Origin of the sequence: Pseudomonas sp. NBRC 111143, from assembly GCF_001320965.1 — a bacterium.
GTDB lineage: Bacteria > Pseudomonadota > Gammaproteobacteria > Pseudomonadales > Pseudomonadaceae > Aquipseudomonas > Aquipseudomonas machongensis.
In genome coordinates this window covers 1-19452 of sequence record NZ_BCBT01000026.1, presented here as the reverse complement: position 1 = coordinate 19452, position 19452 = coordinate 1, and the positions used below count along the sequence as shown (strand labels likewise).

The following is a 19452-nucleotide window of genomic DNA, read 5'->3' as shown; positions in this document are numbered from 1 at the left end:
TCAAACCGCCTCGACCTTGACCCAGTACCGGGTGAATCGCCGCACCCGTACCGGCAAGGCAACTTCCAGCATCTCCAGGATCCGCTCACTGTCATCCAGTGGGTACGACCCGGAAATCCGCAGCCCGGCGACCTGCTCGCTGCAGCCCAGTTGCCCGTGGCGATAGCGTGAAAGCTCGGCGAGAAACTCGCCCAGGCGCATCTGCGAGACCACCAGCATTCCATCGACCCAGGCGCCGATGTTGCGATCCAGCGCGCCGATACCTTGCCAATGGCCCGCTGCCAGGCGGGCTTGCTGACCGGCGAGCAACACCTGGCCCTGTAGCCGAGCCATGCCGCTGAACACCGAGACCAGGCTGTAGCCCTCAAACTGACGCACGTTGAAGCGGCCGCTGTCGAGGTGCAGGCTGCCATCGTCGCTGCGCAACACCAGCGGGCGGGTATCGCGGGCGACGTCTAGCGACAACTCACCCTCGAGCAGGCGCACGTAACGTTGCTGCCCATCGAACCGCACATCGGCGGCGCTGCGGGTGTTCAGTCGCAACAGGCTGCCGTCGTCCAGCGGAAGGCGTCGGCGCTGGCCCACGGGGCTGCGGTAGTCGGCCATCAGCCCTGGCAACGGATTGTGTGATTGCAATCCGAGCCCGGTGGCACTGGCCACGCCCGCCAGCAGTAACGCTTTGAGCGCGCGACGCCGGGCCGGGGAGGGCGGTGCCTGCAAGGTGGCGTGCACCACGGGCGAGGTCGCGCCACGCAGCCGCTGGTTGACCTGCTGGATGTGCGCCCAGGCGCGCTGGTGTTCGCCGTCAGCCTGCAACCAGTGTTCGAGTGCCTGCTGCTGGGCCGGGTCGAAATCGGCCCCCTGTGATTCGATCAGCCAGTGCACCGCCTGCTCGGCAACCTGGGGTGAGATGCCTGTGCTCACAGGGCGAAATAGCAGCGCAGGGCTGCCTTGTGCAGATAGCGTTTGACCGTCGCCAGGGAAATACCCAGTTCACGGCCGATCTCGGCTTGGCCCAGGCCATCGACCTGGGCCAGCAGGAAGGCGCGCTTGACCAGCGGCGGCAGGTCATCGAGCAGGCGGTCGAGCTCGAGCAGGGTTTCGAAGATCAGCGCCTTGTCTTCCTCGCTGGGTGTCAGGCGTTCGGGCACCTGGGCCAGGGCTTCGAGGTAGGCGCGCTCCAGCTCCTGACGGCGAAAATGGTTGCACAGTACGCGCTTGGCGACGGTGGCGAGAAAGGCCCGAGGTTCGATCAACTGTGGCGCTTCGCGGGCCTGGAGCAAGCGCACGTAGGTGTCCTGGGCCAGATCGGCGGCGCTCTGCGGGCAGCCCAGGCGACGGCGCAGCCAACCGGTCAGCCAGTTGTGGTGAGCGTGGTAGAGGCCTTCGACGGTGGAGGAGAGGGCACTGGACACCGAGGTGACTCCGGCGTCCGATGACGCGATTGGGAGTAAGAATTGTTCGCATTGTATTCCGGGCGACAGGGTGTAGCAATCCTGTTCGACTTGCGGGGTATTCGGGGGCAAACCCGGCTACACAGGGATCGCAGCAGCTCATCTCCAATCTTTGCTTATGAGAATTGAAATCATTACTATTGCACCCTCTTGACCTTGCCCCGGACCGTCGCCCCATGAAAAGCAAAGCCGCCGGCCTGCCCCTGAGCTACCGCCTGGCTGTGACCTCGCGCAGCCTGGCTGCGTTGTTGGGCGGCTACCTGCTGGCCTCGGCGGCCAGCGTCTGTGTCAGCCTGCTGATGCCCGGCGCCCAGGTCGATGCGGCATTGACCGGGATGATGCTGTCGTTCGTGTTCTACCTGCTCGCCTTCATCTGGTGCTTCGCCTGCCGCAGCGCATTGCGCGCCTGGCTGGGCGTATTGCTGCCGAGCCTGGTGCTGGGCGCGATCGGCGGGCTGGCTTACTGGATGAAGAACCCATGAAAGAGGGCTTCCGCCAGGCCATGGCCTGGCTGCATACCTGGACCGGCCTGATCTTCGGCTGGCTGTTGTTCGCCATCTTCCTCACCGGCACGCTTGCCTACTTCAAGGAAGAGATCAACCACTGGACCAAACCGGAAATCCACAGCCATCCGCTGAATCCAGCGGCCAGCCTGGAGATGGCGCAGCGCTACCTGCAAGCCAACGCCGCCGATGCCAGCACCTGGTTCATCCGCCTGCCCAGCGAGCGCGAGGCGGCGCTGAGTGTCGGCTATCGCGACCCCAACGCCGGTGGCCGACGCGGCTTCACCAGCAAGGAGCTGGACGCGGCCAGCGGCGAGGTGGTCGAGGGCCGCGACAGCCGTGGCGGCGACTTCTTCTATCGTTTCCATTTCCAGTTGGAGATGCCCCACCCCTGGGGGCGCTGGCTGTCGACCTTCTGTGCCTTCATCATGCTGCTGGGGCTGGTGACCGGGATCATCACCCACAAGAAGATCTTCAAGGAGTTCTTCACCTTCCGTCCCGGCAAGGGCCAGCGCTCATGGCTCGATGGCCACAACGCCATTGGCGTGCTGGTACTGCCCTTCCACCTGATGATCAGCTACAGCAGCCTGGTGATCTTCATGTACATGGTCATGCCGGCCGGAATCATGGCCAGCTATGGCAGCCCCAACGGTTATTTCAACGACCTGTTCGGCCGTGACGAGGTGCCGAAGGTGGCCGGGGTGGCCACGCCGCTGGTCCCACTGTCGAGCCTGTACGCCAAGGTCCAGGAGCAAGCGCCAGGCGCACGCATGGGCTTCATCCAGGTGCAGAATCCTGGCGACCAGAATGCCCGTGTCACCTTGAACCGTGCCTCGGCCGACAGTGTCGCGTACAAGCGCAGCGCCAACTGGACCTTCGACGGTGCCACCGGTGCACTGCTGACCCAAGGTGCGCCGGAAAGCGCCGCGATGATGACCTCCTTTACCTTTGTCGGTCTGCACATGGGCAACTTCGCCGGGCCATGGCTGCGCTGGTTGTACTTCATCTTCGGTGTCGCCGGCACGGCGGTGATCGGCACTGGCCTTGTGATGTGGCTGGGCAAGCGTCAGCTCAAGCATGCCAAGAGCGAGCGCATGCCTGCGGAGCTGCGCCTGGTCGAGGTCCTCAACATTGCAAGCATGAGCGGCCTGCTGCTGGGCGTGGCGGCGTTCTTCTGGGCCAATCGCCTGCTGCCGATCGGGCTGCAAGGGCGCGCCGACTGGGAGGTCAATGCGTTCTTCCTGGTCTGGGCACTGTCGCTGCTTCACGCCATGCTGCGCCCCGGTCGTCGCGCCTGGGGCGAGCAGTTGGCGTTGGGTGCCGTGGTGTTCGCTGGGTTGCCGCTGCTCAATGCCGCGACCACAGGCCAAGGCCTGAACCATTCGCTGATCGCCGGTGACTGGGCGATGGCCGGCTTCGATCTCACGGCCCTGGCCACCGGGCTGTTCCTCGGCTGGGCGGCCGGCAAGATGCTGCGCGCGCCCAAGCCAGCCGCCAAGCGCTCGGCCAAGGTCAAGGCCCGCACCGAAACCGTGGAGGCGAGTTGATGCTGAGCCTGGCCCTGTTCACCTTTGCCGGCCTGGCTGCCTTGTGCCTGGCCATGGAAAAACACTTCACTGACCTGCTGGGCCGCAAGCCGCGGCAGGCCCAGTTGCGTGCCTTGCGCATCGCCGGCTGGCTATTGCTGGTGCTGTCGGCGGTACTGGCCGTGCACTTGCGTGGCTGGGCGCTGGGGCTGGTGGAGTGGACGGCCGTGTTGATGGCCGGGCTGACCCTCTGGGTGTTCGGCCTGCCGTACCAACCCCGCCTGCTGCTGAGCCTGGCGGCGGCGAGCCTGGTGTTGGCGCCGGTCGTGGCGGTGTTTGGCGCGTGAGCGAGCCCGACCTCGACGAGGCCGGTGGCCGGGCGCGCTTCCTGCAGGTGTTCCTGGCCCAGCGCGGACGCATGGAGGCGCTGGTCAGCCGGCGCGTTGGCTGTCGTGCCACGGCCTCGGACCTGGTCCAGGAACTGTTCCTGCGCTTCTGGCGTCGGCCTGCGGTCAAGGTCGAGGCGCTCGACACCTACCTCTTGCGCTGCGCCGGCAACCTGGCGATCGACCACCTGCGCAGCGAAGGCAGTCGCGGTCGGGTCACCGAAGGGCTGTCGATCAGCGACGAGGCGCTCTCGGCCCAGGCGCCAGAGCAGGCGCTGGAGGTCGATCACGATCTGCGCCGCATCGAGCAGGCCCTGCGCGCCTTGCCGGAACGTACGCGACAGATCTTCTTGCTCAACCGCATCCACGGCTGCAAGTACGGCGAGATCGCCAAGGCCATGCAGGTGTCCCAGAGTGCGGTGGAAAAGCATATGATGCGCGCCCTCGAAGCGTGCAAGGCGAGTGTCGCCGAGCCCGCTACCCCATTGCGCAGGCCAGGGAGCGACCGTCGATGAGCCAGCCCTATCCGATCACCGCCGAACAGTCGCGCATGGCCCTGGGCTGGCTGAGCCGCATCAACGAGCATCCTCCGGCAGCCGAAGGCGCTGAGTTCAAGCGCTGGTTGTTGGCCGATCCGGCGCACCGCGCCGCCTATGCCGAGGCCCAGGCCCTGTGGCAACAGAGCGAAGCGCCCGCCGCGCGTCTGGCCGCAGAGGAACGCGAGGGCCTCGAGCACTACCTGCAGGCCATGCGCCGACCGAAAGCCCGCTGGGGGCGGCGTGGCGGGGCACTGGCGGCAGCGGCCTGTCTGGTGCTGGCGCTGGGCAGCCTGGCCGGTTGGCAGCCGCAATACTGGTTGCAGGACCTGCGCGCCGACTATCGCAGTGACGAGCATGTGCGCCAGGTCACCCTGGCCGACCAGTCACGCCTGACCCTGGATGCCAACAGCGCTGTGGTCGTGGATTTCGACCATGGCGAGCGGCGCGTACGCCTGCTGCGCGGCGCGGCGTTCTTCGAGGTGACCCACACCGGCGCGCCGTTCCTGGTCGATGCGGCGGGTGGCGAAGTGCGGGTGCTGGGCACTCAGTTCGAGGTCCGCGGGCAGGGCGACGGCGCCCAGGTTACCGTGCGCAGTGGACGGGTGGCGGTGACACCGATTACCGGCGCCGTGGCGCGTGAGCTGACCGCCAACCAGCAACTGGACTATGCCCAGGGCGTGGCGGGGGCGATCAGTGCCGTGGACAGTGAAAGTCGCCTGGCCTGGCGCCAGGGCTGGCTGAACTATTACCAGGTGCCGCTGGCGCAGGTGGTCGAGGACCTGGGACGGTATTACCCGGGGCGTATCCTGTTGCTCGACGAGGCCTTGGCGCAACGCAAGGTCAGCGGCAGTTTCCCGGTGGAGGAGCCCATGCTGGCGCTGGCGTCGTTGGGCAAGGTGATGGGCTTCGTGCCGCAGACACTGTTCGGGCGGGTGACGGTGGTGCGCTGAAATCGCCTGTACCCCCCACAGACACCCTGGTGTCTGCGGGGGGGAGGCGGAGCTTCAGTTACCCGCTTTGATGCTGGTCCAGAGCCGCGTGCGAATGCGGTCGATCTTCGCCGGCATCGCTTCCAGGGCGAACAGCTTGCCCATCACATCCGCGCTTGGGTAGATCATGGTGTTCTGCTTGAGCGCCGGATCGACCAGAGCATCGGCCTTGGCGTTGCCGTTGGCGTACTGCACCGAGTTACTGATGCCGGCCATCACCTCAGGCTGCAGCAGGTAGTTCATGTAGGCGTAGCCTGCCTTCTCGTCCGGAGCGTCGGCCGGCATGGCGACCATGTCGAACCACAGCGGTGCACCCTCCTTGGGAATCGAGTAACCCACCTTCACCCCGTTCTTCGCATCGTCGGCGCTGTTCTTGGCCTGCAGCACGTCGCCGGAGAAACCGACCACCACGCAGATGTTGCCGTTGGCCAGGTCGCCGGTGTACTTCGAGGAGTGGAAGTAACTGATGTACGGACGCACTTTCATCAGCAGTGCCTGGGCCTTCTTGTAGTCATCGGGATTCTGACTGTGCGGCGGCAGGCCCAGATAGTTCAGGGCGATCGGCAGCAACTCCGGGCCGTTGTCGAGCATGGCCACGCCACAGCTCTTGAGCTTTTCCATGTTCTCGGGCTTGAACACCAGGTCCCACGAATCGACCGGTGCCTTGTCGCCGAGCACGGCCTTGACCTTGTCGATGTTGTAGCCGATGCCGGTGCTGCCCCACAGGTACGGGAAGCCGTACTGGTTGCCGGGGTCGTTCACCTCCAGCGCCTTGAGCAGCACCGGATTGAGGTTCTGCCAGTTCGGCAGCTGGCTCTTGTCGAGCTTCTTCAGGGCCTTGCCCTGGATCTGCCGGGCCATGAAGTGGTTGGAGGGGAAGACCACGTCGTAACCGGAGTTGCCGGTCATCAGCTTGCCGTCGAGGGTTTCGTTGCTGTCGTAGACATCGTAGGTGGGCACGATGCCGGTGGCTTTCTGGAAGTTCTGCAGCGTGTCGGGTGCGATGTAGCTGGACCAGTTGTAGATCTTCACCGAGTCGGCGGCACTGGCGACGCCAGCAGCCAGCATCAGGGGGGCGAGGAGGAGTTTGCGCATGTCCGGTTTACCTTGCTTTGTCTGTTGTTATCGAAGAACGGCAGGCGATCAGCGGATCAGAAAATCAGTACGTAGGTCTTGCGCACGGTTTCCTGGATATCCCAGATCCCGGTGCTGTTGGCCGGTAGCATCAGTGCGTCTCCGGCTTCTATGACCAGGGGCTCGCCACCGTCGGGGGTGAAGGTGCAGCGGCCCTTGATGAAATGGCAGAACTCCTGTTGCACGATCTGCCGGCGCCAGCGCCCGGGGGTACATTCCCAGATACCGGTTTCGACGCCATCGTTGCGCTCGACGCAGGTGACCGATGTCACTGCGACGGGTTCTCCGAGGGGGACGGCGACCGGGTTGGAGGTTTCCAGCGCGGCGCTGTCGGTGTGCTTGAACTGGGTGATGCTCATGACTGCAGGATCTCTTGTGGTAGTGGGTGCAACTCAGTGCATGAAACCTTCCATGAATCCGGCCAGGCCGCTGGCCAGGCGCCGCCGCCAGGCCGGGCTGGCCGGGTTGGCGAGGGTGCGGTCCTCGTGGACGAAACTCTGGATGATCGCGTTGTAGCCTAGCCAGCGGCAGGGCTCGGGCGGCCAACTGGCCAGGCTCGACAGCGGGCGGTTGTCGTGGACCCAGGGCTGGGCTGTCAGTTCGTTGTGCTGGCCGAGAATCAGTGCCGCGAGCGTGCGCCCGCCCAGGTTGGTGGCGCCGACACCTTCGCCGCCATAGCCACCCGAGAGCGCCAGGCCGCGTTGACGGTCGCACAGCATGTGCGGACGGAAACGCCGCGCCATGCCCAGGTTGCCGCCCCAGGAGTGGGTGATGCGCACGTTCTTCAGGTGTGGGAACAGCTCGCCGAACAGATAGCGGCGCAGCTCGATCTCGGCGTCGCTGAGGCTGAAGTCCTCGCGCAGGCGGCCACCGAAGCGATACCCGCCGCGGGCGCCGAACACCAGGCGGTTGTCGGTGGTGCGCTGACCGTAGGTGACCTGGCGGCTGCCTTCGCTGAAGGCCTGGCCCTGGCTCAAGCCGATCTGCTCCCAGGCCGATTCCGGCAGCGGCTCGGTGGCCACCAGCAGGCTTTGCACGGGCAGTTGATGGCGACCCAGCGGCGGCAGGCTGGCGGCGTAGCCTTCGACCGCCGGCACGACCCATTGGCAACGGATCTTGGCCTGGGCGGTGTGCACCTCACCGGTCTGCCAGTCGCTGGCCGGGGTGTTTTCGTAGATGGGCACGCCCATGCCCTCGACCACGCGTGCCAGGCCGCGCACCAGCTTGGCGGGCTGGATGGTGGCGACGTGGGGGCTGAAGATCGCGCCGTAGGCATTGCTGACCCGCAGTTGGCCGGCCAGTTGCTCGGGCTTGAGCCAGCGGTAGTCGTCTTCGTTCATGCCCTGGCGGTACAGGTCGTCGAGATAGGCGCGCAGGCTGCGCTCCTGCTCCGGGTAGCGGGCGGCGCAGTAGATGACCCCACCTTTGCGGTAGTCGCAGTCGATGCCTTCGCGTTGCAGCACGCCGTGCACTTCGTCAGGGATTGCATGCAGCAGGTCGACGCTGGCGCGGCGCTGTTGTGGGGAGAGGGTGGCCAGCAGACGGTCTTCGCCCAGCAGGTTGCCCATCAGCCAGCCGCCGTTGCGCCCGGAGGCGCCGAAGCCTGCGGTGTTGGCCTCGAGGATGGCGATGCGCAGGTGCGGGGCCTGGCGCTTGAGGTAGTAGGCTGTCCACAGGCCGGTATAGCCGGCGCCGATGATGCACACGTCGACATCCAGGTCCTGCTGCAGCGACGGGCGAGCGTCGAGCGGCTCGTCGAGCTGGTCCATCCAGAGGCTGATCGTGCGCCAGGCTTGCATCAGGTACTGCTCCCACTTCCGTTCAAGGTTCTGGGAGCGATGCTAGTAGTGCGGGCGCTTCGCTGTCTTACGTGCGTGCACGCAGAGAAATCTGCTTCACGTAGGCCTTGGGCGAGAGCCCGGTGTGTTCGCGGAAGCACTTGTAGAACGCCGACAGCGAATTGAAGCCGGCGTCGAAAGCCAGTTCGTCGATGGGGGCTCGGCAGCCTGCGCCTTCGAGCCCGGCCAGAAGATGCTGCAGGCGGGCCTGGTTGACGTAGCGGTAGAAGCTCTGGCCGAGCACCTGGTTGAGCAGGTAGGAAATCTGGTTGCGGCTATAGCCGCTTTCTTCTGCCACCTGCTGCAGGTCCAGTTCAGGGTCAAGGTAGGGACGTTGGGCCTGGAAATAGTGTTCGAGGTCCTGGGCCATGGTGCTCAACTGGCGGGGCGAAAGACCCAGGCGGCTGGTGGCGGGACGCGGCCCGGACGCGCTGGCACCCTTGCCGTCGCGGCGGATCAGCGTGCCGTATTCATTGACCCGCCAGATCAGGTTGTCCTTGACCGTGATCGCCTCGCTGGACTGGAAAGCCACCAGGCCTTCACCGCCCTGGACCGTCACCTGGTACTGGATGAAGGCTGTGCAACCGTCGACCCGGATGCGGTCGCTGTGGACGATGTCCTCCCCGGCTTCGTGCGGCAACGAGACGCGCACGTACTCGCGCAGCTCATCGAAGCCGAGCACGCGGTTCTGGAAAAAGTCGTGGTATTGGATTTCCGGGTGATACAGCGCCATGACCCCATCCAGGTCACGATGCTTCCAGCACAAGTGGTAGCGCATGACGACTTCCGCAGTGAGCGGGGTCTGGGCGGGGCCGTCTGGAAGGAGAGTGGCGGTCATGGGCCGATAATGCATCGGGCTGCTTCAGCCGACAAGGGCGTGCAATCTGACCTTTGAGGCCCCGGGCCTGTGGATACTGCATAACGCCCTGTTCGATTGGGTGGGTTCGGGCGATTCGCACGATCCTAGGAAGTGTTTTTTGCCTAAGTGCTTGATTTAGTTAGGAGTCATTTTTTGTCACAACTGGCACGCCCGCTGCACCAATCGAGTGGCAAACAAAAAGGAAGTTTTGCTCACCCTCATAAGGCGCCGAATCATGATTACCACTGCCGATCTGCCAACTGCTGTCTCCGAGGCCCCGAACCGCTCGGGCGTTTCCTGGGCTGCCATCTTCGCCGGTGCCGCTGCTGCGGCTGCGTTGTCGTTGATCCTCGTGATACTGGGTGCGGGCCTTGGCTTTGCCGCCTCCTCGCCTTGGGCCAACGAAGGTGCCAGCGCCAAGGCGCTGGGGATATCCACCATCGTCTGGCTGCTGATTACCCAGATCCTCGCCTCCGGGCTGGGCGGGTACATGGCTGGCCGCTTGCGAGTGAAGTGGGCCAACCTGCACGGTGACGAGGTGTATTTCCGCGATACCGCCCATGGTTTCCTGTCCTGGGCCATCGCGACCCTGGTCACGGTGTTGATGGTCGTGTCTTCGGCAGGGGGGCTTGCCAGTGCTGGTGCTTCGGCGGGTGCTGCTGCCGCCTCGGGTGCCGTGGCCAGCGTTTCCATGAACGATGACAACAGCAAGCCTTCAGGCGCCGCCGACCCTATGGGCTACTACGTGGATCGTCTATTCCGTGGCGACGGCCCGGTTGCGGTGAGCGAGGATGCGGCCAATGGCGTGGCCAGCCGGATCCTGATCCGCGGCCTGGGTGCCGATGGCGGGATGGCTGCCGAGGATCGCACCTACCTGGCGCAACTGGTGGCCCAGCGTACTCGCCTGACCCAGGCCGAGGCCCAGGCCCGCGTCGAGCAAGTCTATGAAGAGGCGCGTCAGGATGCCGCGCAGGCCAAGCAGGCTGCTCAGGAAGCTGCCGAGACAGCAGCGAAGGTTGCGGCCTGGACCGCCATCTGGACCTTCATCGCCCTGCTGTGCGGTGCGTTCTTCGCAAGCTTCGCAGCCTTGTTCGGTGGTCGCCTGCGTGACCGTGCTCGTTGGGTCGAAGAAGACCCGCGTGCCCTGCATGCTTCGACCACTGTTGTCCGTTAATTCGAATTCACGACTGGAGGAACCATCATGCGCTCGATTCTGCTCTGGATGCTTGGGGTGCCAATCCCGGTGATCATTCTGATCGCGATCTTCATGCACTAATAGAAAAGGGCCGCTAATGCGGCCCTTCTCGCAACTGTACAACCCGCAGAAGCGGCTTTATGCCGCTTTACAGGAACTGCTCAGCATAGTGACACGCCACCTGCCGCGTCCCGACCTGCCTGAACGCCGGAATCTCCTTGCCACAACGCTCGGTGGCATAGGGGCAGCGCTTGTGGAAGGCGCAGCCATCAGGCGGGTTCAGCGGGTTGGGCAGCTCACCGGCGATGCGGATCTTCGGCTTCAGCGGGTCGGGGTGAATGGCCGGAGTCGCCGAGAGCAGTGCCTGGGTGTAGGGATGCAGGGGCTTGTCGTAGATATCTTCCTTCGGCCCCATTTCCGCCGGGCGCCCCAGGTACATCACCAGCACCTGGTCAGCGACATGCCGCACCACCGCGAGGTTGTGCGAGATGAACACATAGGCGGTGTTGAACTCTTTCTGCAGGTCCATGAACAGGTTCAGGACCTGGGCCTGGATCGACACATCGAGCGCCGAGGTGGGTTCGTCCGCGACCAGTACCTTGGGCTGCAGCATCATCGCCCGGGCCAGGGCGATACGCTGGCGCTGACCGCCGGAGAACATGTGCGGGTAGCGCTGGTAGTGCTCGGGACGCAGGCCGACCTGCTGCATCATCTTCTGCACTTTGTCGCGGCGCTCGGTCTTGCTCAGCGAGGTATTGATCAGCAGCGGCTCGGCCAGTTGGTCGCCGATCTTCTGCCGCGGGTTGAGTGAGGCATAGGGGCTCTGGAAGACCATCTGCACATCACGGCGCAGTTGCTTGCGCTGGGCCTTGTCGGCGCCGTTGACCTCGGTGCCGGCAATTTGCAGCGAGCCTGAGGACGGCTCTTCGATCAGGGTCAGGGCACGGGCGAGGGTGGACTTGCCGCAGCCGGACTCGCCGACCACGGCCAGGGTCTTGCCGGCCTCCAGTTCGAACGACACGCCATTGAGCGCGCGCACCAGTGCATGGCCCTTGAACAGGCCGCGGGAGACTTCGTAGTGACGGGTCAGTTCACGGGCGGAAAGAACGACAGTCATCACGCCACCTCCTGGTTCAACGGGTAGAAGCAGTGCACCAGGCTGTGGGCCTGGGGATCGAGGGCCGGACGCTGTGCCCGGCAGTTGTCACGGACATAAGGGCAGCGCGGCGACAGCAGGCAACCCTGGGGGCGGTCATAGCGCCCAGGCACGATGCCGGGCAGTGTGGCCAGCCGTTCGGCGCCGATGCTGTGCTCGGGGATCGCCGCCAGCAGCGCTTCGCTGTAAGGGTGTGCGGGGATGTCGAACAGTTCCGGCACCTGGCCCACTTCCACCGCCTGCCCTGCATACATCACGCACACACGCCTGGCGGTTTCGGCGACCACTGCCAGGTCGTGGGTGATCAGGATGAGCGCCATGTTGCGCTCCTTCTGCAGGTTGACCAGCAGTTCCATTATCTGCGCCTGAATGGTCACATCGAGGGCGGTGGTCGGTTCGTCGGCAATCAGCAGCTTGGGTTCGCCAGCAATCGCCATGGCGATCGCGACGCGCTGGCTCATGCCGCCGGAGAGCTGGTGCGGGTAGGCGTCAAGACGGCTTTCGGCGGCCGGGATCTCGACTTTCTTGAGCAGCTCCAACGCGCGCTGGCGTGCTGCCTTGCCCTTCAGGCCGAGGTGTTGGCGCAGCACTTCCTCGATCTGGTAGCCCACGGTGTAGCTGGGATTGAGTGCGGTCATCGGGTCCTGGAAGACCATGGCGATGTCCTTGCCCACCACCTTGCGCCGCTGACGACCGCTGAGCTTGAGCATGTCGGTGCCGTCGAAGGTGAGGCTGTCGGCGGTGATGCGGCCGGGGGCGTCGATCAGGCCCATCAGGGCCATCATGGTCACCGACTTGCCGGAGCCGGACTCGCCGACGATGGCGAGGATCTCGCCGGCGTCCACCGACAGGTCGAGGCCGTCTACCACGGGTACGGCATTGGTGTCGCCGAAGCGCACGTTCAGGTTGTTGATCTGCAACAGTGACATGGCGCTCTCCTCAGGCGGCGTTCTTGAGTTTCGGATCCAGCGCGTCGCGCAGGCCGTCGCCCATCAGGTTGATTGCCAGCACGCTGAGCAGGATCGTCAGGCCAGGCAGGCTCACCACCCACCAGGCGCGCTCGATGTAGTCGCGAGCAGAGGCCAGCATGGTGCCCCACTCAGGCGTGGGCGGCTGGACGCCAAGGCCGAGGAAGCCCAGGGCAGCGGCGTCGAGGATCGCCGAGGAGAAGCTCAAGGTAGCCTGCACGATCAGCGGTGCCATGCAGTTGGGCAGCACGGTGACGAACATCAGGCGCGGCAGGCTGGCACCGGCCAGACGTGCGGCGGTGACGTAGTCACGGTTCAGCTCGCCCATCACCGCGGCACGGGTCAGGCGTACGTAGGAGGGCAGCGACACCACGGCAATGGCGATCACGGTGTTGATCAGGCCAGGGCCGAGGATGGCGACGATGGCCACGGCCAGCAGCAGCGAAGGCAGGGCCAGCATCACGTCCATCAGGCGCATGATCGACGGGCCGAGCAGACGCGGGAAGAAACCGGCGAACAAGCCCAGCAGGATGCCGGGGATCAGCGACATCACCACCGATGACAGGCCGATCAGCAGCGACAGGCGTGCGCCCTGAATAAGGCGCGAGAGCAGGTCGCGGCCCAGTTCGTCGGTGCCGAGGATGAACTGCCAGGTGCCGCCCTCGAGCCAGACCGGCGGGGTCAGCAGGAAGTCGCGGTATTGCTCGCTGGGGTTGTGTGGCGCGACCCAGGGGGCGAACAGCGCACAGAACACGATCAGGCACATGAAGACCAGGCCTGCCACTGCGCCCTTGTTGCGCGAGAAGGCCTGCCAGAACTCCTTGTACGGGGAGGGGTAGAGCTGGCTGTGGTCGGCGGTGGGAGCCTGGGTCACAGCGTTGGAAGTCGGGTTAGTCATGGCGGGGCCCTCAGCGCTGATGACGGATGCGTGGGTTGGCCAGGCCGTAGAGGATATCCACGACGAAGTTGACCAGGATCACCAGGCAGGCGATCAACAGGATGCCGTTCTGGACCACGGGGTAGTCACGGGCGCCGATGGCTTCGATAAGCCATTTGCCAATGCCCGGCCAGGAGAAGATGGTTTCGGTGAGCACGGCACCGGCGAGCAGTGTGCCGACCTGCAGGCCGAACACCGTCAGCACCGGGATCAGCGCATTGCGCAAGCCGTGCACGAACACCACGCGGGCCGGCGACAGGCCCTTGGCGCGGGCGGTACGGATGTAGTCTTCGCGCAGCACTTCGAGCATCGAGGAGCGGGTCATGCGGGCGATCACCGCCAGCGGGATGGTCCCGAGCACGATGGTCGGCAGGATCAGGTGCATGAACGCATCCTTGAACGAGCCTTCATCGCCCACCAGCAGCGTGTCGATCAGCATGAAGCCGGTCACCGGCTCGACGTCGTACAGCGGGTCGATGCGCCCGGACACGGGCGTCCAGCCCATGCTCACCGACGAGAACATGATGAGGATCAGGCCCCACCAGAAAATGGGCATGGAATAGCCGGCGAGCGAGACGCCCATCACCCCATGGTCGAACAACGATCCGCGCTTGAGCGCCGCGATCACCCCGGCCAACAGGCCGAAGACCCCGGCGAAGATCAATGCGCAGAACGCCAACTCCAGCGTCGCGGGGAACAGCGTGGTGAACTCGTTCCACACGCTCTCGCGCGAGCGCAGCGATTCGCCGAGATCGCCCTGGGCGAGCTTGCCGATGTAATCCATGTACTGGGCTGGCAGGGGTTTGTTCAGGCCAAGGCGTTCCATGGCTTGGGCGTGCATTTCAGGGTCGACCCTGCGCTCGCCCATCATCACTTCCACCGGGTCGCCGGGGATCAGGCGTATGAGCGCGAAGGTCAGCAGGGTGATACCGAAGAAGGTCGGTATCAGCAGGCCCAGGCGCCGGGCAATAAAACTCAACATCGTCGGAGGTACCTCATCGGCCGGTCAAGGCAGCCGCCGGCCCTTGCAGAGGCCGGCGGTCATGTTTTTCTTCTACTTCACCTTGGTGGTGGCGAAGTTGTTATTGGTCAGAGGGTTGATGACATATCCCTCTACGTTGTCGCGCATGGCCGTGAACATCTTCGGGTGGGCCATGCTGATCCACGGTTGATCCTCATCGTACACCGCCAGCGCCTCGCTATAGAGCTTGGCACGCTCATCGTTGTCGATGATCTCGCGGGCACGGGTGATCAGTTCCTGGAACTTAGGGTTGCACCAGCGCGCATAGTTCTCGCCGGTCTTGGCGGCATCACAGCTGAGCATTGGTGTCAGGAAGTTGTCCGGGTCACCGTTGTCGCCGGCCCAGCCGGCGGAGACCAGGTCCGCCTCGCCCTTCTTGGCACGGCGCAGCATCTCGGCCCACTCCATCACGCGGATGTCGAGCTTGAGCCCGATCCTGGCAAGGTCGGCCTGCAGCATCTCTGCCGACAAACGCGGATTGGGGTTGGTCGGGCCGCCACCGTTGCGGGTGAACAGGGTGATGGCGGTGCCCTCGGGGACGCCGGCTTCCTTGAGCAGGGCGCGGGCCTTGTCGAGGTCGCGCGGCGGGTTCTTGTTGGCGGTGTTGTAGCCGATCATGGTCGGCGGGTAGGGGTTGACCCCGACCAGCGCGTTGCCCTTGCCGAACAACTGGTCGACGTGGGTCTGGCGGTCGAAGGCGATGTTGATCGCCTTGCGCACACGCACGTCGCTCAGGTACTTGTGCTCGGTATTCATGGCGATGTAGCCGGTGACCAGGGCCTCGATCTCGGCGACCTTGAGCTTGGGATCGGTCTTGATCGCCGGGACGTCGTCGGGTTTGGGGTACAGGGCGATCTGGCATTCGTTGGCCCGCAGTTTCTGCAGGCGCACGTTGTTGTCGGTGGCGATGGCGAACACCAGCGTTTCGCTGGGCGGCTTGCCGCGGAAATAGTCGGGGTTGGCCTTGAAGCGGACCTGGGCGTCCTTGTTGTAGCGCTGGAACACGAATGGCCCGGTGCCGATCGGCTTGCTGTTGAGGTCGCCGGTCTTGCCGGCCTTGAGCAACTGGTCGCCGTATTCGGCGGAGTAGATCGAGGTGAAGGCCATGGCCAGGTCACGCAGGAACGGCGCTTCGGGGCGGGTCAGGGTGATCACCACGGTGTGGTCGTCGGTCTTGCTCACCGACTTGAGCAGTTGCCCGAAGGCCATGCTCTCGAAATAGGGGTAGCCGACGCTGGTCTTGTCGTGCCACGGATGCTTGGCATCGAACTGACGGTTCAGGCTCCACAGCACGTCATCGGCATTGAAGTCGCGGGTGGGGGTGAAGTAGTCGGTGGTGTGGAACTTCACACCCTGGCGCAGGTGGAAGGTGTAGGTCAGGCCGTCGGCGCTGATTTCCCAGCTGTCGGCCAGGGCCGGCTGGATATCGGTGGTGCCGGGCTTGAAGTCGACCAGGCGGTTGAACACGGTTTCGGCCGAGGCGTCGGCGGTGACCGCGGTGGTGTACTGGACGATATCGAAACCTTCGGGGCTGGCTTCGGTGCACACCACCAGGGGCTTGGCCGCGAGGTTGCCGGCAGCGCCCAGGATGATCGCTGCCAGGGCAGCGCGTAGCGGTAGCGATTTCATGGAACCTCCCTGCGAATGACTCCAGCGTAGACGTCACGGCCCGGATAGCCCGGGCCGTGGCGTTGGCGGTCAGAGAATGTTGAACGGAATGGTGGTGACGATGCGCAGCTCGTCCAGGCTGCCATCGGCCTGGGCCTTGCTGGCGCGGTGAGCGGTATAGGTGGCGCGGATGCTGGTGTCCTTCAGCATGCCGCTCTGCACCGCATAGCTGGTGCCGATGCCCCACTCGTAGTGGGTCTCGCCATCCATGCCACGCACGTCGTAGGCGGTACCGCGGTAGTGGGTACCGTCGATGCCCCAGCCGCGGGCGTTGTACAGGTTGAACTTCAGGCCTGGTACGCCGTACTGGGCCATGTTCAGCACGTAGGAAATCTGCAGGGATTTCTCGTTCGGGCCGTTGAAGTCCGACAGCAGGGAGTTGGCCAGGTAGATACCGTTGGTTTCGTGCAGGTAGTCGAAGTACTCGTTGCCGTTGACCTGCTGCCAGGAGGCGGTGAGCGTGTGCGCCTGGTGGGTGAGGCCGAACGACAGGCTGTAGGTATCGTTGTCGATATCGCCCATCTTCTTGCTGCCGGCATCGACCGTCTTGTAGTAGTTCAGGCCGGTGGTCAGGCTCAGCACCGCGCTGTCGCCCAACACGTGGTTGGCGCCGAAGTAGTACTGGTTCCAGAAGTCGTCGACCTTGGTGGCGTACAGGCTGGTGGTCAGGCTCTTGAACGGCTGGTAGTTGATACCGGCGGTGCTGGCACGGTCGGTTTCCACGCCGGTGGCGCTGTACTCGGTGCGGAACTTGCTCAGGCTCTGCTCGGTACGCGGCGAGACGCGGTCGAAGGTGCCGATGTCGAACGACAGGTTGTCGAATTCGGCGCTGTGCAACGCCACGCCCTGGAAGCTCGAAGGCAGGGCACGGTTGCCGATGTAGGCGATCATCGGCGTGTCCAGGGACTGGCGGCCGACGGTGAGGGTGGTGTTGGAGATGCGCGCCTTGACGTTGGCCAGGCCCGCCTTGCTCCACTGGCCGACAGGGTCGCCATCGCTATGGGTCAGGGTGCGGTTGTTCGGCCCGGCAATCGCTGCGCGACCACGCTCGAGGGCGATGGCGTTGTAGGCGGCGACTTCGGTGGCGAAGCCCACGGTACCCTGAGTAAAGCCCGAACTGTAGTTGAGGATGGTGCCCTGTACCCAGTTGTCACGGCTGTGGGTGTCGTGGCGGGTGCCGTCGCTCTTGTAGTACTTCCACAGCGGCGCACGGGTGGCGCGTTCGCGGGCGTACCAGTTGCGGGTGCTGCCGGAAAGGCTCTGGCCTTCGAAGAAGCCCGAGGCATCGGCCTGCTCGCTGCCCGACTTGAGGCTCAGCGGGTAGAAGTCCTGGCTGACAGGTTCTGCCTGGGCGGCGGCGCAGAAGGCGCCGATGGACAGGGCCAGCGCGGTTTTGGTGGTTCGTTTCAAGGTTAAAGCTCCCTTTCTATTCTTATATCTGTGGCCCGATCTTGTGGGTCGGGCTTGGCTCGGTGACGCGGTACTGCGGGTGTTCACCTGGGATTGCCAGGCAAATCCGGGCTGCACGCGGTCGCGGGAGTGGGGGCACTCCCGGTCTGGCGATACAGGGTCAATCGATGCTGACGCCGGAGAAAACGTTGCGTCCGAAGGGGCTGACCTTGAAGTCTTTCACACTGATGCTGAGGGGTTGGTTGACCGTCGAATGGGCCACCGGGGTAATCGGTACCTGCTGCTTGAGGCGTTGCTGGGCCTGCTGGTAGAGGTGGGTGCGCTGTTCGCGGTCGGTGACCTGCTTGGCCTTCTTGACCAGTTCGTCGTACTGGCTGTCGCACCACTGCGAGTAGTTGTTGCTGCCAATGGCATCGCAGCTGAACAGGGTTCCAAGCCAGTTGTCCGGGTCGCCGTTGTCGCCGGTCCAACCGATCAGGGCGATGTCGTGTTCGCCATTTTTCATGCGCTTGAGGTATTCGCCCCACTCGTAGCTGACGATACGGACCTTGAAGCCGAGCTTGCTCCAGTCGGCCTGGAGCATTTCGGCCATGAGCTTGGCATTGGGGTTGTAAGGGCGTTGCACCGGCATGGCCCAGAGGGTGATTTCCGTGCCTGGCTTGACCCCGGCCTGCTCCAGCAACTGCTTGGCCTTTTGCGGATCGAACGGCGCGTCCTTGAGCGTATCGTCGTAGGACCATTGGGTGGGAGGCATGGCGTTGACTGCCGTTTGCCCGGCGTCCTGGTAGACCGCCTGGATGATCGCCTGCTTGTTGACCGCCATGTCCATCGCCTGGCGCACTTCAAGTCGATCGAACGGTGGGTGCTGGGTGTTGTAGGCGATGTAGCCGAGGTTGAAGCCGGGCTGCGTCATGACCTGCAGCTTGCTGTCCTGCTTGAGCGCAGGCAGATCGGCCGGGCGTGGGTGAAGGGTGACCTGGCACTCGTTGCGGCGCAGCTTCTGGATGCGCACCGAAGGGTCGATGTTGATCGAGAACACCAGGTTGTCGATCTTCACCCGGTCAGGCGCCCAGTAGTCCTTGTTGCCCTTGAAGCGGATCTGCGAGTCCTTCTGGTAGCGCTGGAACACGAACGGGCCGGTGCCGATCGGCTTCTGGTTGATGTCGCTGGGCCTGCCGCTAGCCAGCAGGTGCTCGGCGTATTCGGCGGAGAGTATGGAGGCGAAGGCCATGGCGATGTTCTGGATGAACGCGGCATCGACCTTGTTGAGGGTGAAGGCCACCGTGAGCGGGTCGGTTTTCTCGACCTTGGCGATGTTCTTGTCCAGGCCCATGCTGATGAAGTAGGGGAACTCGGTCGGATAGGCCTTGCGGAACGGATGGTCCTTGTCGAGCATGCGGTTGAAGGTGAACAGCACGTCGTCGGCGTTGAAGTCGCGGGTGGGCTTGAAGTCCTTGTTGTGGTGGAACTTCACCCCGGGCCGCAGGTGGAAGGTGTAGCGCAGGCCGTCTTCGGAGACCTGCCAGTCGGTGGCCAGGCCTGGCTGCACAGCGGTGCCCCCACGCTCGAACTCGACCAGGCGGTTGTAGATCGGTTCGGCGGCATCGTTGTCGGTGGCCGAGGTGTATTGAGCGGTGTCGAAGCCCGCCGGGCTGCCTTCGGAGCAGAACACCAGGTTGTTGGCCTGGGCAGGGAGGGCCTGGCTGAGCAGTCCCAGGCCCAGCACGGTGCCGAGCAGTGTGGTATGGCGCATGGCGATCCTTTCCTCATCTGTTTGCGCTGCCGCACACTGAACGGGCGGCAACAGAAGCCCGTTCCTGACGTTAGCGGCATCAGGAAGGGCGAGACAGGTAATGAATATGTCTAGGG

Annotated in this window: 19 protein-coding genes; 6 read left to right on the top strand and 13 right to left on the bottom strand. The window is 64.4% G+C overall.

What is annotated here, in order from left to right:
• A complete protein-coding gene (locus APH44_RS15500) occupies positions 1 to 924 on the bottom strand; it encodes a FecR domain-containing protein (protein WP_054893495.1) in 924 nt (307 codons plus the stop codon).
• The gene (locus APH44_RS15495; RefSeq protein ID WP_054893494.1) at positions 921 to 1415 is read right to left on the bottom strand and encodes a sigma-70 family RNA polymerase sigma factor; all 495 of its coding nucleotides are present in this window, start codon (positions 1413 to 1415) and stop codon (positions 921 to 923) included. The genes APH44_RS15500 and APH44_RS15495 overlap by 4 nt, the downstream gene beginning before the upstream one ends.
• Positions 1416 to 1630: 215 nt before the next feature.
• On the opposite strand from APH44_RS15495, the gene APH44_RS15490 reads away from it, so the two are divergent.
• From APH44_RS15490 to APH44_RS15470, 5 genes are read left to right on the top strand one after another with little or no spacing between them, the layout of a single operon-like run.
• Entirely contained in the window at positions 1631 to 1936 is a 306-nt protein-coding gene (locus APH44_RS15490; RefSeq protein WP_054893493.1) for a DUF3649 domain-containing protein, read from the top strand.
• A complete protein-coding gene (locus APH44_RS15485; protein ID WP_054893492.1) occupies positions 1933 to 3504 on the top strand; it encodes a PepSY domain-containing protein in 1572 nt (523 codons plus the stop codon). Before APH44_RS15490 ends, APH44_RS15485 begins: the two co-directional genes overlap by 4 nt.
• Positions 3504 to 3830, top strand: a complete 327-nt coding sequence (locus APH44_RS15480) for a DUF3325 domain-containing protein (protein WP_054893491.1) — start codon at positions 3504 to 3506, stop codon at positions 3828 to 3830. The genes APH44_RS15485 and APH44_RS15480 overlap by 1 nt, the downstream gene beginning before the upstream one ends.
• Entirely contained in the window at positions 3827 to 4384 is a 558-nt protein-coding gene (locus tag APH44_RS15475; RefSeq protein ID WP_054893490.1) for an RNA polymerase sigma factor, read from the top strand. The genes APH44_RS15480 and APH44_RS15475 overlap by 4 nt, the downstream gene beginning before the upstream one ends.
• On the top strand, positions 4381 to 5358 hold the full coding sequence (locus APH44_RS15470) for a FecR domain-containing protein (RefSeq protein ID WP_054893489.1): 978 nt from the start codon (positions 4381 to 4383) through the stop codon (positions 5356 to 5358). Before APH44_RS15475 ends, APH44_RS15470 begins: the two co-directional genes overlap by 4 nt.
• Positions 5359 to 5412: 54 nt before the next feature.
• Here the strand turns inward: APH44_RS15470 and APH44_RS15465 are convergent, their stop codons facing one another.
• The 4 genes from APH44_RS15465 to APH44_RS15450 form a co-directional block, all read right to left on the bottom strand.
• Positions 5413 to 6492: a polyamine ABC transporter substrate-binding protein gene (locus APH44_RS15465; RefSeq protein ID WP_054893488.1), complete on the bottom strand. Its 1080-nt coding sequence runs from the start codon at positions 6490 to 6492 to the stop codon at positions 5413 to 5415.
• A 56-nt stretch (positions 6493 to 6548) separates the two neighbouring features.
• Positions 6549 to 6890: a cupin domain-containing protein gene (locus APH44_RS15460; protein ID WP_054893487.1), complete on the bottom strand. Its 342-nt coding sequence runs from the start codon at positions 6888 to 6890 to the stop codon at positions 6549 to 6551.
• A 33-nt stretch (positions 6891 to 6923) separates the two neighbouring features.
• Positions 6924 to 8330: an FAD-binding oxidoreductase gene (locus tag APH44_RS15455; RefSeq protein WP_054893486.1), complete on the bottom strand. Its 1407-nt coding sequence runs from the start codon at positions 8328 to 8330 to the stop codon at positions 6924 to 6926.
• A gap of 67 nt (positions 8331 to 8397) precedes the next feature.
• Positions 8398 to 9222, bottom strand: coding sequence for a helix-turn-helix domain-containing protein (locus APH44_RS15450; protein ID WP_176717866.1), 825 nt, complete (start codon positions 9220 to 9222; stop codon positions 8398 to 8400).
• 241 nt (positions 9223 to 9463) lie between these two features.
• Between APH44_RS15450 and APH44_RS15445 the strand changes: the two genes are divergently transcribed.
• Positions 9464 to 10402, top strand: coding sequence for a hypothetical protein (locus APH44_RS15445; RefSeq protein WP_054893484.1), 939 nt, complete (start codon positions 9464 to 9466; stop codon positions 10400 to 10402).
• A 169-nt stretch (positions 10403 to 10571) separates the two neighbouring features.
• Here the strand turns inward: APH44_RS15445 and APH44_RS15440 are convergent, their stop codons facing one another.
• The 7 genes from APH44_RS15440 to APH44_RS15410 form a co-directional block, all read right to left on the bottom strand.
• The gene (locus APH44_RS15440; RefSeq protein ID WP_054893483.1) at positions 10572 to 11540 is read right to left on the bottom strand and encodes a peptide ABC transporter ATP-binding protein; all 969 of its coding nucleotides are present in this window, start codon (positions 11538 to 11540) and stop codon (positions 10572 to 10574) included.
• Positions 11540 to 12508 (bottom strand): ABC transporter ATP-binding protein, encoded by a 969-nt coding sequence (locus APH44_RS15435; protein ID WP_054893482.1) that lies wholly within the window; start codon positions 12506 to 12508, stop codon positions 11540 to 11542. Before APH44_RS15435 ends, APH44_RS15440 begins: the two co-directional genes overlap by 1 nt.
• Positions 12509 to 12518: 10 nt before the next feature.
• On the bottom strand, positions 12519 to 13445 hold the full coding sequence (locus APH44_RS15430; RefSeq protein ID WP_054893481.1) for an ABC transporter permease subunit: 927 nt from the start codon (positions 13443 to 13445) through the stop codon (positions 12519 to 12521).
• Between the two features lie 10 nt (positions 13446 to 13455).
• Complete coding sequence (locus tag APH44_RS15425) at positions 13456 to 14466, bottom strand: ABC transporter permease subunit (protein ID WP_054893480.1); 1011 nt, start codon at positions 14464 to 14466, stop codon at positions 13456 to 13458.
• A 72-nt stretch (positions 14467 to 14538) separates the two neighbouring features.
• Positions 14539 to 16134: an ABC transporter substrate-binding protein gene (locus tag APH44_RS15420; RefSeq protein WP_054893479.1), complete on the bottom strand. Its 1596-nt coding sequence runs from the start codon at positions 16132 to 16134 to the stop codon at positions 14539 to 14541.
• Between the two features lie 69 nt (positions 16135 to 16203).
• Positions 16204 to 17583, bottom strand: coding sequence for an OprD family porin (locus APH44_RS15415; RefSeq protein WP_054893478.1), 1380 nt, complete (start codon positions 17581 to 17583; stop codon positions 16204 to 16206).
• Between the two features lie 160 nt (positions 17584 to 17743).
• A complete protein-coding gene (locus tag APH44_RS15410; protein WP_054893477.1) occupies positions 17744 to 19336 on the bottom strand; it encodes an ABC transporter substrate-binding protein in 1593 nt (530 codons plus the stop codon).
• Positions 19337 to 19452 lie beyond the last annotated feature (116 nt).